Annotated in this window: 10 protein-coding genes; 9 read left to right on the top strand and 1 reads right to left on the bottom strand. The window is 35.9% G+C overall.

Annotated elements, in window-relative coordinates; all coding sequences use genetic code 11:
- Positions 1 to 25 precede the first annotated feature (25 nt).
- From ruvA to H7F21_RS00110, 7 genes are all read left to right on the top strand, one after another.
- The gene (ruvA, locus tag H7F21_RS00140) at positions 26 to 607 is read left to right on the top strand and encodes a Holliday junction branch migration protein RuvA (RefSeq protein WP_185787218.1); all 582 of its coding nucleotides are present in this window, start codon (positions 26 to 28) and stop codon (positions 605 to 607) included.
- On the top strand, positions 607 to 7,959 hold the full coding sequence (gene sov, locus H7F21_RS00135) for a T9SS outer membrane translocon Sov/SprA (protein WP_185787217.1): 7,353 nt from the start codon (positions 607 to 609) through the stop codon (positions 7,957 to 7,959). Before ruvA ends, sov begins: the two co-directional genes overlap by 1 nt.
- Before the next feature lie 74 nt (positions 7,960 to 8,033).
- Positions 8,034 to 8,414, top strand: coding sequence for a glycine cleavage system protein GcvH (gene gcvH / locus H7F21_RS00130; protein WP_185787216.1), 381 nt, complete (start codon positions 8,034 to 8,036; stop codon positions 8,412 to 8,414).
- Positions 8,386 to 8,769, top strand: coding sequence for a VanZ family protein (locus tag H7F21_RS00125; RefSeq protein ID WP_185787215.1), 384 nt, complete (start codon positions 8,386 to 8,388; stop codon positions 8,767 to 8,769). Before gcvH ends, H7F21_RS00125 begins: the two co-directional genes overlap by 29 nt.
- Before the next feature lie 65 nt (positions 8,770 to 8,834).
- Positions 8,835 to 9,563 carry an energy transducer TonB gene (locus tag H7F21_RS00120; protein ID WP_185787214.1) on the top strand — a complete coding sequence of 243 codons (729 nt, stop codon included), beginning with the start codon at positions 8,835 to 8,837 and terminating at the stop codon, positions 9,561 to 9,563.
- Positions 9,564 to 9,678: 115 nt separating this feature from the next.
- A complete protein-coding gene (locus tag H7F21_RS00115) occupies positions 9,679 to 10,470 on the top strand; it encodes an energy transducer TonB (protein ID WP_185787213.1) in 792 nt (263 codons plus the stop codon).
- Between the two features lie 111 nt (positions 10,471 to 10,581).
- The gene (locus tag H7F21_RS00110) at positions 10,582 to 12,690 is read left to right on the top strand and encodes a gliding motility protein RemB (protein ID WP_185787212.1); all 2,109 of its coding nucleotides are present in this window, start codon (positions 10,582 to 10,584) and stop codon (positions 12,688 to 12,690) included.
- On the opposite strand, the gene H7F21_RS00105 is transcribed toward H7F21_RS00110, so the two are convergent.
- Positions 12,687 to 13,577: an MBL fold metallo-hydrolase gene (locus H7F21_RS00105; RefSeq protein WP_185787211.1), complete on the bottom strand. Its 891-nt coding sequence runs from the start codon at positions 13,575 to 13,577 to the stop codon at positions 12,687 to 12,689. The two genes, H7F21_RS00110 and H7F21_RS00105, sit on opposite strands and share 4 nt — an antisense overlap.
- Positions 13,578 to 13,726: 149 nt before the next feature.
- Between H7F21_RS00105 and cyoE the strand changes: the two genes are divergently transcribed.
- Positions 13,727 to 14,620 carry a heme o synthase gene (gene cyoE / locus H7F21_RS00100; RefSeq protein WP_185787210.1) on the top strand — a complete coding sequence of 298 codons (894 nt, stop codon included), beginning with the start codon at positions 13,727 to 13,729 and terminating at the stop codon, positions 14,618 to 14,620.
- 1 nt (position 14,621) lies between these two features.
- The gene (locus H7F21_RS00095) at positions 14,622 to 15,221 is read left to right on the top strand and encodes a cytochrome c oxidase subunit 3 (RefSeq protein WP_185787209.1); all 600 of its coding nucleotides are present in this window, start codon (positions 14,622 to 14,624) and stop codon (positions 15,219 to 15,221) included.
- Positions 15,222 to 15,249: the final 28 nt, after the last annotated feature.

Here is a 15,249-nt window from a genome sequence, read left to right as displayed (position 1 = left end):
TTGGGTTTTTAACCCAAGGTCATATATGATTACGCACTTAGAGGGCAAACTTGTTGAAAAAAATCCGACGGATGTTGTAATAGATTGCAATGGAGTAGGCTACTTTATCAATATTTCACTTCATACTTTTTCGCAGATTCCTGATAGGGAGAATCTTAGATTATATACACATTTACAAGTGCGAGAAGATTCGCATAGTCTTTATGGTTTTTCATCTAAAACCGAACGTGAAATTTTTAAATTACTAATCTCAGTCAGTGGTATAGGAGCTAATACGGCACGTACTATGCTTTCCTCGTTAACGCCAGACCAGGTAAAAGAAGGAATAGCAAGTGAAGACGTAGCTTTAATTCAGAGTGTGAAAGGTATAGGAGCTAAGACTGCACAACGTGTTATCATTGACTTAAAAGACAAAGTGTTAAAAGTCTATGGTATGGACGAACTTTCTTTAATACCAAACAATACGAATAAAGATGAAGCGTTATCTGCTTTAGACGTTTTAGGATTTAACAAAAAACAGTCAGAAAAAGTAGTTGATAGAATTTTAAAGTCCCAACCAGAAGCCGAAGTAGAGCAGCTTATCAAAGAGGCTCTAAAAAACTTGTAATGCAATTGAACAACACTAACTATAATCAATTAGAATCAATTCGTTTTTGCTTCTCATTAGTATTTATCATGCTTTTGAGTGTTTCTGCTTTTGCTCAGGAAACTGAAACCGAACAAGATTCTACGAAGACAACATTTGCTTTGGGTAAATTGAAGATGCCAAACCCCAACAGTATTGTCTCAAAATATACTTACGACCCTATCCTAGATCGCTACATCTACACCGAGAAAATCGGAAGCTTTAATATTAAGTATCCTTTGATTCTCACACCAGAGGAGTTTCGAAGACTTGTCTTAGAAGAAAAAATAAAAGACTATTACAAACAAATGGCAGATGCAGCCGCTGGACAAAAAGAAGGGTCAGAGGAAGCTCAAAAGAATTTACTGCCAGAATTCTATGTTAATTCAGGTTTGTTTGAAACCATATTTGGTGGGAATACCATTAACGTCATACCAAGTGGTTATGCCGAAGTGGATTTAGGGATTCTGTTTTCAAAACAAGACAATCCATCGTTTTCACCTAGAAACCGTACAAACTTTACATTTGATTTCGATCAGCGTATAGGTTTGAGTTTATTGGGAAAAGTAGGAACGAGACTTCAGGTTACTGCTAATTACGACAACCAAGCGACGTTTGATTTTCAGCAACTTGTAAAATTAGAATACACACCAACAGAAGATGATATTATCCGAAAAATTGAAGTAGGTAACGTAAACATGCCTTTAAACAGTTCTTTAATTACCGGAGCACAGAGTCTTTTCGGTGTTAAGACAGAACTTCAATTTGGAAAAACAAGAGTAACGGCAGTCTTTTCGGAGCAGCAATCACAATCAAAGTCCGTAGTTGCTCAAGGTGGCGGAACCTTAGAGGAATTTGAGTTCTTCGCAAGAGATTATGATGAGAATAGGCACTACTTTTTAGCACATTACTTCAGGGATAATTACGATAAAGCCTTATTACAATACCCTTTTATTGATAACGGTGGATTACAAATTACCAGAGTTGAAGTCTGGGTAACCAATAGAAACAATCAAACTGAAAATGTAAGAAATGTTGTCGCTTTTCAGGATTTAGGAGAATCTGAACCAGACAATATAGGGATACAACCACTGCCACCAAATTTTATAAATGGTGCTGTCGGAGCTTTTCCTGATAACGAGAATAATGACTTTGATCCTACAAATATTGACGGTCCAGGTTCTTTATTAACTGATGCCGTAAGAGATATTACCAATGTTGAAGCAGGTGTGCAAGTCCAGGTCAATGAGGGCTTCGATTACGGGAAGTTAGAAGCAGCAAGAAAACTTATTGAAGGACGAGATTATGTCTTAAATTCAGAATTGGGATACATTTCATTGAATCAAAGGCTATTAAATGATGAGGTATTAGCAGTTGCCTTTCAATATACAAGAGGAGGAGAAGTTTTTCAGGTAGGTGAATTTGCTAATGATGGTGTAGATGCAACTGAAGTAAGCGATGGTACTAATGGAAATCAAGTCGTCAACAACCAAAGTTTGGTCTTAAAAATGTTGAAGAGTGCTGTAACTGCAGTAGATCAACCCATTTGGGACTTAATGATGAAGAATATCTATGATACAGGCGCGTTTCAATTAAGCCAGGAAGATTTTAGATTAAATATTTTCTACACGGAAGCTTCTGCACTCAATTATATTAATCCAGTTGAAGGGACTGCCTTTCCACCATTCGATAATAATACACCTTTTACAGACGACGATACAGAAATTAGTGAAACACCATTGATTAGATTATTTCATTTAGATCGACTCAATTTTAATAATGACCCTCAAGAGCGCGGTGATGGTTTCTTCGACTATGTGCCAGGCTTAACAGTATTGACTCAAAATGGGAAGATTATTTTCACAAAAGCAGAACCTTTTGGTCGCTACTTATTTGATGTTTTAGATGATGATGGTAATCCAAATAATAATGATGTCGATTATGAGCAGGATACTTTCACTAATGAGAATCAAGAAAAGTATGTCTATGATTTGCTCTATAAATCTACAAAGACCCAAGCTTTAGATGAAGCGGAGAAAAACAAATTTCAAATTAAAGGGCGTTTTAAAAGTAGTGGAGGCGATGGTGGTATTCCAATAGGTGCATTTAATGTGCCCAGAGGATCTGTAAGGGTGACTGCAGGTGGTCGTTTATTGGTGGAAGGTATAGACTATACTGTAAATTATCAATTGGGTCGTGTTGAAATTTTGGATGAAGCCTTAAAGGCTTCGAATACACCAATCAATGTATCAGTAGAGAATAATGCGGTATTTGGTCAACAAACCAGACGTTTTACAGGTATAAATATAGAACATCAATTCAACGAAAATTTTGTGCTTGGTGCTACGCTATTAAATCTCAACGAGCGCCCCATTACGCAGAAAGCGAATTTCAATACAGAACCCATAAATAATACCATATTTGGTTTTAATGGTAACTATTCTACAGAAGTGCCATTTTTAACAAGGCTCGCAAATAAATTACCTAATGTAGATACAGATGTGCCATCTAATCTTTCCGTGAGAGGTGAATTTGCATACCTATTACCTGGAGCTCCAAATGGTACTGACTTTAATGGAGAGGCCACAGCTTATATTGACGATTTTGAAGGAACACAAGGTGCGATAAATCTTCTAAGCCCCTTATCGTGGTTCTTATCTAGTCGTCCTGAAGAGTTACCGGGAATTAGAGGTGATAATGTAAACGGTCAAGAAAGTGGATGGGGAAGAGCGATGCTCAATTGGTATACTGTAGACCCAATTTTTTATAGTAATCAAAGACCTAATGGCATTTCGGATGATGATATTTCAACTTTGAGTACCAGACGTGTTTTTATTAACGAAATATTTCCACGACAAGACATTGTGCAAGGGCAAACGGCTGTAATTAACACTTTAGATTTAGCCTACTATCCTCAAGAACGAGGACCTTATAATTTCGATCCAGATGAGCTAGATGGTGCTGCAAATCCTGTAAATGCCAATGAACGTTGGGCCGGTATTACACGACAAATCACATCGACGGATTTTGAACAAGCTAATGTAGAATATATTGAATTTTGGATACAAGATCCGTTTCTAGACGATCCTACAAATAATGGTGGGAAGTTATTGATAAATCTTGGGAATATCTCCGAGGATGTATTAAAAGATGGTAAAAAGCAGTATGAAAATGGGTTACCTGAGAATGGAGATGTTTCTGTTCTGGAGCCTACAACTGACTATAATACAGTAGTGCCTCAAAATCAATCTTTAATTTACACTTTTGCCACTACAGGACAAGAAAGAGCCAATCAAGACGTGGGACTGGATGGTTATGATGATACCGAAGAGGCAATGAAGTTTACCGATTTTTCAAGTGAGTCTGACCCGGCTAACGATAACTATACCTATTATTTAAATACCGATGGTAATATTCTTGAACGTTATAAAAAATATAATGGGCAAGATGGTAATACACCAGATGTATTTACAGATACTAACAGAGGGTCTACCACTCAACCAGATGTAGAGGATATCAATAGGGATAATACCATGAATACCATTGATAGCTATTTCGAATATGAAATAGACCTGACACCTGCAACACTTAATGAGAACAACCCTTTAATCTTCGATATAAAGTCACCGGAAGAGCCTGTCACTTTGCCAAATGGAGAAGTAAGGAACGATATACGCTGGTATCAATTCAGAATTCCTATAAATGAGGAAACCAGACGTATAGGTGGTATTAATGATATAAGATCAGTACGTTTTGCAAGACTCTTTTTAAGGGATTTTACCCAAAATACGGTATTGCGTTTTGCAACTTTGGATTTGGTAAGAAGTGATTGGAGGCGTTATACTCTAGATTTGGATAATGATACCGGAAACAATAGTTCAAATGCCGATTTCAATGTAAGTATTATTGGCGTACAGGAAAACGACGGTGATTATGTTATTCCTCCAGGTGTCAGACGTGAAGAGTTAAATAACAACAATAACATTATAAGACAGAACGAACAATCCTTGGTTTTAAATGCTTGCGAGCTAGAACCTACGGATTCAAGGGGTGTGTTTAAAAATATCAATTTGGATATGCGACAGTACAAAAAACTTCGCATGTTCTTGCACGCTGAGGCGCAGGATGGCGCTACTTTAGATCCTGGCGAAATGGTGGCATTCATTAGAATGGGTAATGATTTTACACAGAATTTTTATCAAATTGAAATTCCGCTTTTACCAAGTGATTTTGCGGATGGTTCGCAAGAAGAGCAAATTTGGCCAGATGAAAATGAGATCAATATCCCTTTAGAGTTCCTGCAAAAAATCAAGGCATTGGGTATATCAGCTGGTACACTTGGTGATGAAGATCCTACATATTATAATGTTGTAGATGGACAACTCGATGAAACACCATTGGCTAATGGTAACATCCAATTTAATGATATCTTATCTAGTCCTAAACAACAACGTCTAGCCATTAAAGGAAACCCTAATTTTGGGAATATTAGAGTCCTAATGGTAGGTTTAAAAAATGCTAATCCTGTAGGTGGAGAAAATGTTTGCGGTGAAGTTTGGTTTAACGAATTGCGTATGTCGGATTTAGAGAACCAAGGAGGTTGGGCAGCAGTCGTGAGCATGGACTCGAATATCGCGGATTTCATGGATATCAGTGCAACAGGTAGACGAAGCACTATAGGTTTTGGTGGTATTGAGCAAGGACCAAACGAAAGAAGCTTGGAAGACGTGCAACAGTATGATGTTGTTACCAATGTACAATTGGGGCAATTATTACCAAAAAATTGGGGTGTTCAGATTCCTTTTAACTATGGTCAAAGTGAAGAATTAGTAACGCCAAAGTTTGATCAGTTTTATAATGATCTTACTCTAGAATCGCGTTTGGACGCTGCTGAATCCAACGCTGAAGAAGAGCGTATAAGACGACAGTCTGAAAATTATACCAAACGAAAGAGCATCAATTTTATAGGTGTAAGAAAACAACGAACTGGTGAAGCTGAAAAACGCTTTTATGATGTAGAGAACTTTACATTTAACTACTCTTATAATAAGGTGGAGCATCGGGATTTTGAAATTGAGAAATCCTTGGATCAAAATGTAAGGGCAGGTGTCAATTATAATTATGCATTTAATCCAGTAAGAATCGAGCCCTTTAAAAAGAATGATTCGTTATTCACAGGTAAATATTGGAAAATCCTCAAAGACTTCAACCTTAATTTGTTACCGTCAAGTTTTTCGGTGAATACGGATATTAATAGACAGTTTAGCAGCCAAAAATTCAGAGAAGTTGAATTGGGTGGTAATAATATCGGTATTGAAGAACTTTATAGAAGAAACTACACTTTCGATTTTCAGTATGTGATCAATTATAACCTCACGGATGCTCTAAGTTTCAATTTTACAGCAGCTAACTCTAATATTGTTCGTAATTATTTTGTTGATGATAGAATTAATGGTAGACAAGATCCAGAACTGAATGTTTGGGATGGCTTCTTTGATCTAGGAGATCCAAACATACAGACACAACAACTTCAGGTCAACTATGAATTGCCCTTGTATAAGATACCAGCCTTAAGTTTTTTAAGAACGACCTATGCTTATAATGGTACATTCCAATGGCAAAAAGGATCTGATCTTAACGAGGGTCTACAATTAGAAGATCCAGATAACCCAGGCTCTTTTAATACTTTTAATCTAGGGCATTCTATACAGAATTCTAACACGCATAATATCAACTCTACGCTTAATATGGAAACCTTTTACAAAACCGTAGGACTGGTTAGAAAAGGCAGGCAAAGGGCTAGAGGAAGAACTAGAAATGCACAGCCTACACGTCGCACATCAACACGCGACAATGCGGAGGAGGGTAAAGATGGTCAGCAACCAAAAGATCCAAATAAGTTAAGCGCTGGGAAAAAGGCGTATAATACCATGGTAGATATTATAACCATGGTTAAGCGAATTCAGTTTGGCTATACCGAAAATAATGGTACATTTTTACCGGGTTATTTACCAACGCCTGGTTTTGTAGGGACACTACGACCAACATTAGGATATACATTTGGGAGCCAAAGAGATATTAGGAGTATAGTGGCTAGAGAAGGCTGGTTAACGACATTTCCTGAATTTAATCAACAATATACCGAGGTTACCAATAAGACTTTGGACTACTCCATTAATCTAGAACCGATGCGTGATCTAAAAATAGATTTAATAGGTAATAGAACATACGCTGAGAATATTTCTGAGAACTTCATTGGTATTGACGACCCTAATGATGATGATGGTTTAAGTGATAGTTATGAAGCTTTAATAACCAATTCATTCGGTAATTTCAATATTTCAACAGCACTAATAAAAACGGCTTTCGCACCAAGCAATGAGAATCAATCAGACACTTTCGATGACTTTAGAGCCAACCGCCTCATTATAGCCAATAGATTGGCAAGAGCGTTTTATGGAACGAGTAATTTTGCTACAGATGCAGAAGGTTATCCAATCGGATTCGGCAAAAATAGCCAACGTGTATTATTGCCAGCATTTTTATCGGCTTATCACGGCTCTGATCCTGAAAAAATTACCACCAGTGCTTTTAGGAATGTACCAATACCCAACTGGACTTTAAAATATACAGGGTTAATGAAAATCCCTTGGTTTAAGAAAACTTTCAGGCGTTTTTCCATACAACATGGGTATAGATCGAGATATACAATCAATCAATTTCGTAATAATTTAGATTTTGATAATTCAGTAGAGAACTTAGTCGTTGATCAAGTTACTGGAGAAGCTTCTGTAAATCCCGCCAATCAAGACGCAAATGGAAATTTAAAGAATAGGACGCTTTTTAGTAATATTAATTTAGAAGAGCAGTTTAGTCCTCTGATTCGTTTAGAATTTGAGATGAAGAATTCCGTTAAGGTATTAGCTGAGGTAAAAACCGACAGATTATTGTCATTAAGCTTCGATAATAATTTAATGACGGAGATTCAAGGACAAGAATATACTTTAGGTTTAGGTTATCGTATTAAGGATTTGAGAATTCGTTCGGCATTAGCAGGTGCAAAACAAATTATTAAAAGCGATTTAAATATGCGAGCAGACGTGTCGGTTAGAGACAACAAGACGATTATAAGATACTTGGATTTAGAGAATAATCAAGTTACTGCAGGGCAGACAATTTGGGGAGCAAAGTTCACTGCGGATTATGCGTTCAGTAAAAACCTAACTGCCATTTTCTATTTTGATTATACATTCTCTGATTTTGCAATTTCAACATCCTTTCCTCAGACATCCGTAAGATCTGGTATTACATTACGATATAATTTTGGAAATTAATTTTGAGTTTTAATCTTGAAAAGAAGTAATTAAAAAATTAAATTTGCTGCAATAACTATTTTATATAAACGAAAATGAATATACCATCAGAATTAAAATATACTAAGGACCACGAATGGATTAAGATAGATGGCGATGTTGCCACTGTAGGTATTACAGATTTTGCTCAAGGCGAATTGGGCGATATCGTATACGTAGAAGTCGATACTTTAGATGAGACTTTAGAGGTGGAAGAAGTCTTTGGTACTGTTGAAGCCGTTAAAACTGTTTCAGATTTGTTCCTGCCTTTATCAGGAGAAATTATCGAATTCAACGAAAATTTAGAGGACGAACCAGAAAAGGTAAATACAGATCCTTATGGAGAAGGCTGGATGATAAAATTAAAGTTCTCTGATGAATCGCAAATAGACAATTTATTGTCTGCTGATGACTATAAAGCCATTGTTAGTTCTTAGAAAACTGCTTTTGTTTGTTGCATTGGTTTACACCATTGCACTTACCATAACTACATTCATAAATCTCAATGGCGTACCAAGTCTTGGATCTTCTTTTGATGATAAAATCTATCATTTCGTTGCATATTTTGGATTAGCAGCTTTATGGATAACTTATTTTAAGCCTTCTAAAAAGAAACAAATATTAAACATTGTACTCCTTTGCTTACTGCTATTTGGAATAGTTTTAGAGCTTATTCAGCATAAGCTAAATCCTAATAGAACTTATGATGTATATGATTTAACGGCCAATTGTTTAGGCATCTTACTTGGCACGTTAATTGCGATTAAATTAGATGTAATTAAGTTAAAATAATACCAAGTCTTGCTTTTTTTACTATTATTTAGTTAAATTAGCGACACTCTAATAAAGAAAATATTATGGAACCTAAGAAGAATCCAAAATCGGACGTGAGGCGCAATAGTTCGCTATTTTTCGCTGTAGGTCTCGCTTTAATGCTAGGCATTACATACATGACGATTAACTACAAAACGTATGACAAGAGTGATATAGCGATAGACTCACTAAATCTAGATGACGAATTAGATGAAGAAGTACCAATTACAGAGCAAATAATTACGCCACCACCTCCACCACCTCCACCACCAGCAGCTCCAGAAATTATTGAAGTTGTAGAAGATGAAGAAGAAGTAGAAGAAACTGTTATAGAATCTACCGAGACTGAAATGGATACAGAAATTGTTGAGGTTGAAGAAGTAGAAGTAGAGGAAGTAGAGGAAGACATAGAGGTGCCATTCTCAGTTATTGAAAATGTTCCAGTTTTTCCTGGTTGTGAAAATAAAAAAGGTAATGCGGCCAAGAAAAAATGTATGTCCGAAAAAGTACAGAAGCTTGTTAATAGAAAGTTCAATAAAGAATTGGCGAGTGACTTAGGGTTACCTCCTGGTAGAAAGCGTATTTTCGTTTCCTTTAAAATTGACAAAAGTGGAAATGTAGTACAAGTAGGTGCTCGTGGACCACATCCAGGATTAGAGAAAGAAGCAAAGCGTGTGATTAACTTGCTTCCAAAAATGAAACCCGGTAAACAAAGAGGTAAGGCGGTAATAGTGCCTTATTCATTACCAATTGTATTCCAGGTGCAAGACTAGAGAAAAAGTTTTCTTATATATAAAAATCCCGTTCAAAATTAATTGGACGGGATTTTCGTTTTGGTATGCTTATTGTGACTTTGACATAATATTAACATTTTAAATAATACGTATTATGAAAAACTCTAAAAAAGTCTTCGATAATGCTGGTCAGAGCACTATTGAAGTAAAGAAATCACAAAAGCATGATGCAAATTTACAAAAAAACTCAACCCTATATTTTCAGATAGGGTTGATTTTGTGTTTGCTTGGTACCTATGCACTTTTTGAAATGCAGTTTCAGGATAAGAAGATTATCCTCTCTCAAGAAACAGCCAATGTTGAAAAAGTTTCAATAGAATATGTGGAACCCTTTATCGTCGAAGTTATTAAACCAAAAGATCCTGAACCAGCACCAAGTAAGGATTTAACGGATGTATATAAAGAAGTTAAGGATGACACACCTATTATTGAAAAAATTATCAATACTCCAGATGCTCCAGACGTATCGCCAGAACCAGTGGAAATTGGCGATATTCATGTCGCGCCGCGTCCTAAAGATCCAGTAATAGTGGATTTTATAAAAGTAGAGGTAGCACCGATATACCCAGGCTGCGAAAAGTTCGAAACGAACAGCGAACGTAAAAAGTGTATGTCTAAAAAGATAACCAAATTAGTGGGAAAAAAGTTCAATACAAATATTGCAAATCAGTATGGTATAAGTGGCTTACAAAAGATTCAAACCCAATTTACAGTAGATAAAAATGGTAACGTGACCGATATAAAAATTAGAGGACCACATCCGGCGTTAGAAAAAGAAGCAAAGCGTGTTATTGATAAGATACCTCACATGAAACCAGGTTATCAAAGAAATACTCCAGTTGGTGTTATTTATACACTTCCAATAAAATTTGAAGTAAGAAACTAAAGTATAGAGCATTTAAAAATTAAAAACCGTTATCCATTGGATGGCGGTTTTTTCTTTTATGGTTACTAAAAAAAATAAGTATCTTTCGAACAATTAAACTTACTCCCTTTTATGAAGCGTTATTTGCTTGTAATTCTATCATTGGTCTCTCTTATAGGTAATGCTCAAACCATCTCTACTTACGAGAAGCCACCAGTCTTTAAAGCATGTGATTCACTGGTTGTAGAATATTTAAAATCTTGTTTTAATAATACTTTAAATGACTTCATATTCAACACTTTTAAAGTACCACAGGTTGCTTTAGATGAAGCATATAATGGAGATGTACAAGTTTTATTTGAAGTTGACAAGGAAGGTAAATTCAAAGTAATTTATGTGGATGCTATTTATGAAGAGTTAAAGACTGAAGTTAAGCGTGTATTTAATGAACTACCTCAAATTAAGCCTGCTTCCTATAATGCTAAGCCTACGTTTGTTCAGTATAGTATAAGTATTGCCATTCCGTTAACTGAACCTAGTGACGAACCCTATGAAAATGTTGAGGTTCAGACAGACCAAAAAGACAACCTGAATGCTACGTTATCTAATGAGTTCGATAAGATAAATGATGAGATACAACCATATGAAAAATTAGAATATAGTAGCCAGTTAAATGTGCCGTTTACACATTCGTATTACGCACGTTTTGATGATGACATGAATGCCATTGGTACCAATAGCCATACAGCGGCAAAACCATTTATATATAGTGATGTTGCTAAATATTATGATATTAAGGCAGAAAAGGAAAGTTTAGCAAAATCGACTGATTCTTGGATTGGTAGGAAATTATATAATGAGCATTTGGTAGAAGTACAAGGCAAAGATTATTGGTTCACTGTAGATCCTGTTTTAGATTTGCAAGTAGGTTCTGACACTGAAGCAGATGAAAGTACTTGGAACAATACAAGAGGCGTTTTTATTCAAGGTGGATTAGGAAAAAAATTAAGTTTTTCTGCTTCAGTTTTTGAAAGTCAAGGTCGTTTCGCAGACTATTTCAATCGTTATGCTGAAAGTTTAGGCAAACCAAATACAGATACGGAAATTGCGGTAATTCCAGGACGTGGCATAGCTAAACGCTTTAAGAGTAGTAGTTATGACTATCCTGTGGCTGAAGGTTACTTGTCGTTTGCACCTAGCAAACATTTAAATATTCAGTTTGGGCACGGTAAAAATTTTATTGGTGATGGTTATAGATCCTTACTGCAAAGTGATGTAACCAATCCATACACTTATTTGAAATTGAACACAAGCTTTTGGAAAATAAAATACACCAATACCTGGATGTGGCTTCGTGATATTAGACCAGAAGTAGAAGAAGATGGTGCTTTCTTAACGAAATATATGGCAAATCATTATTTAAGTTGGAATGTATCTAAACGTCTCAATATTGGTCTATTTGAATCCGTTATGTGGGTAGATGTTAATGGACGTGGTTTTGATATCAATTATTTGAATCCAGTGATTTTTTATAGAGCGATTGAGTTTGAATCTGGTCAAGATTCTGGTAATGCAGTGTTAGGAGCTTCGGCAAAATATAAATGGAACAATAAGGTCAATCTTTATGGGCAATTTATTCTGGATGAATTTTCCTTGGGCGATATAAAAGGCGGAGATAAAAGTTGGAAGAATAAATACGGTTATCAGCTTGGCCTAAAATATTATGATGCTTTTAAAGTAAAAGATCTAATGCTTCAAGCCGAATACAATCAAGTGAGACCATATACTTACTCTCATAATTCTGTTGTACTTAATTATGCGCATGCTAATCAACCGATGGCTCATCTTTGGGGCGCTAATTTCAAGGAAGTCGTAATAATTGGCAGATATAACTATAAGCGTTGGTTTGCAGATGCTAAGGTCATTATGGGTCGAAGAGGGTTTGATTTTAATAACGATGAGGACAATTTTTTCTATGGTGGAGATATCTATAGAAATGAAGAAGATAGACCTTTTGATACAGGTGTTAAGATTGGACAAGGTAATAAGACCAATAGTTTTATGACAGAGTTCCAAGCAGGTTATCTGCTAAATCCAACTACTAACTTAAAGTTGTTTACCAATATTATTTTTAGGGACTTTAATCCTGATGCTATTACAGCTTCCACGATGGAGTCTAATACGTTATGGTTTAGTATAGGTATTAGAACTGATCTATTTAACTGGTATAATGATTTTTAAGATTTGTTGCCTTTTAAACTTTTGTAAAACGTCAGTCGAATTCGCTCACTGTTTATAAATCCAGAGCCATAACCTAAATCGTCATAGGTTTTGGTTAATGTTTCATCTGACTTAACCTCATCTTCAGTCTTACCATCATCTATGGCTTTTTGAATATTATCTCTTAATTCTTCAAGCATTTTCAGAAATTTTTTATACTCCTGCTGATTAGATAATTTTCCATGTCCAGGAATAATTTTGGTATTTTCATCAATCACCATCAAGCCACGTTTTGCAGCTTCTATGTAACCGTTCACACTTCCGCCAGAGTTCAAATCGATATATGGATAGCGACCATTAAAATAAGTATCACCAGTATGAAGTACGTTACTTTCTGTGAAGTATAGGATGGCATCACCATCAGTGTGAGCATTGCTCACATGAAATATGGCAATACTTTCATTATTTATTGAGATATTTAATTTATCATTAAACGTAATAACAGGAAGTGCTTCTTTGGGTTTGTAACTACCATCACGTTGCTTAGCTTCCAGACGTTTTTTTACATTATCGTGAGCAATTATTGTTGCTCCAGCTTTTGCCATGTTTTCATTACCGCCAGAGTGGTCGCCATGATAATGTGTGTTTACCAAAAATTTTAGTGGTTGGTCGCTAAGTTCTTTTATTGCTCTAAGAATTTTTTCAGATAATGGAGCAAACTGATCATCAATAACAAATACACCATCATCGCCTACGGAAACCCCAATGTTTCCGCCAGCACCTTCAAGCATGTAGGTGTGGTCTGTTAATTGGGTGGTTTTAATTTCTACGTCATCAAAACGACCTTGAGCATAAATTGAGCTTGAAATAATAAAAAGAAGGACAGACGAAAAAGACAATGATTTCATAACAAAGGATTAAGTGCATTATGTCCTATAAAAATAAATAAACTTACAGGATTTCATAAATTTAAAATTAAACGAACATCCTACGTTGGTAAAAACTAAATTTCAGAGTATCTTTGCACTCGCTAAGAAAGTAACAAAGCACTAAGGACTTGGATAGTACAAAATCTTCGGTATCAGCAGCTTCTGTGATAACAGATTTTAAGGAAATCACAAAAATGGGATTATCCATAAGCGTTGTGTTTTCTGCGCTTGCTGGTTATCTCCTTGGAGTAGAAACTATCAGTTTCACTACACTTACATTGCTAGCTTTAGGTGGTTACTTCATGGTAGGTGCCTCAAATGCGTATAATCAAATCATTGAGCGTGACTTGGATGCTTTGATGGATCGTACAAAGAACAGACCGATTCCAGCTGGTCGAATGTCCGTAAATACAGCTTTTGTCATTGCAACATCTTTTACCATATTAGGCTTAATCACACTCTATATTATCAACCCCAAGACAGCAATGTGGGGAGCGATATCCATATTTTTGTATACTAGCGTTTACACACCCTTAAAGACAAAAACACCTTTAGCTGTTTTTGTCGGTGCCTTGCCAGGGGCTATTCCTTTTATGTTAGGTTGGGTCGCAGCGCGCAATGACTTTGGTATTGAGCCGGGAACATTATTTGCGATACAATTTTTTTGGCAGTTTCCACACTTTTGGGCAATAGGGTGGTTCTTACATGATGACTATAAAAAAGGTGGTTTTTTCATGTTACCTACTGGTAAGCCAGACAAGGGAACAGCAGTGCAGATTATATTGTACAGTGCTTGGACGGTTATTGTATCTGTAATTCCTGTATTTGGATTTACTGGAGACTTGAAGCTGTCAATAGTAGGCGCAATTTTGGTGTTTGGATTAGGCATGTTAATGCTAGTCTATGCATTCAAGCTCTTTAAACTTCGCACCACAAAGGCGGCCAAACAACTAATGCTATCAAGTGTATTTTATATTACAATGTTGCAGATTATATATGTTGCGGATAAATTTTTAAGATAAGATGGATTTAACACAAGGAACACCAGAGGAGAAAAGAGCGAGATCAAAAAAGATGATGCTAGCATTTGGTATTGGTTCTCTAGTAATGTCTTTTGCGGGTTTAATAAGTGCTTTTATAGTAAGCAGCAAACAAAGGCTAAATAAGGATTGGTTATCAAATTACGAATTGCCAAATGCTTTTCTAATAAGTGTTGGTATCATTTTGTTGAGTAGCCTTACATTTATTTTGGCAAAGCGCGCTATAAGACAAAGTAACAGGAGCATGGCTTCGATTTACCTGCTGGCGACTTTGGGACTTGGAATTGCTTTCGTTTTTAGCCAGTTAGAGGGTTTTAGACAAATTATAGAAGCAGGTTATAATTTTACGGGACCAACAAGTAATATTACGATGTCTTACATCTACTTGATAGCTGTAGTACATATAGGTCACGTTATTGCTGGGCTGATATGCATTATTGTTGTAATTTATAATCATTTTAAACAGAAGTATAATGCCAACAATATGTTGGGTTTGGAACTGGCTGCTAATTTTTGGCATTTCGTAGACCTGCTTTGGCTTGTGCTCTTTTTGTTTTTATATTTTTTTAGAGATATAATTTGATTATTTTTGTCCAATCTTAAAAATTTAA

This window comes from Winogradskyella flava (genome assembly GCF_014243395.1).
GTDB classification, from domain to species: domain Bacteria; phylum Bacteroidota; class Bacteroidia; order Flavobacteriales; family Flavobacteriaceae; genus Winogradskyella; species Winogradskyella flava.
The sequence above is the reverse complement of the archived record's forward strand: the minus strand, read 5'-3'. Positions and strand labels throughout refer to the sequence as shown.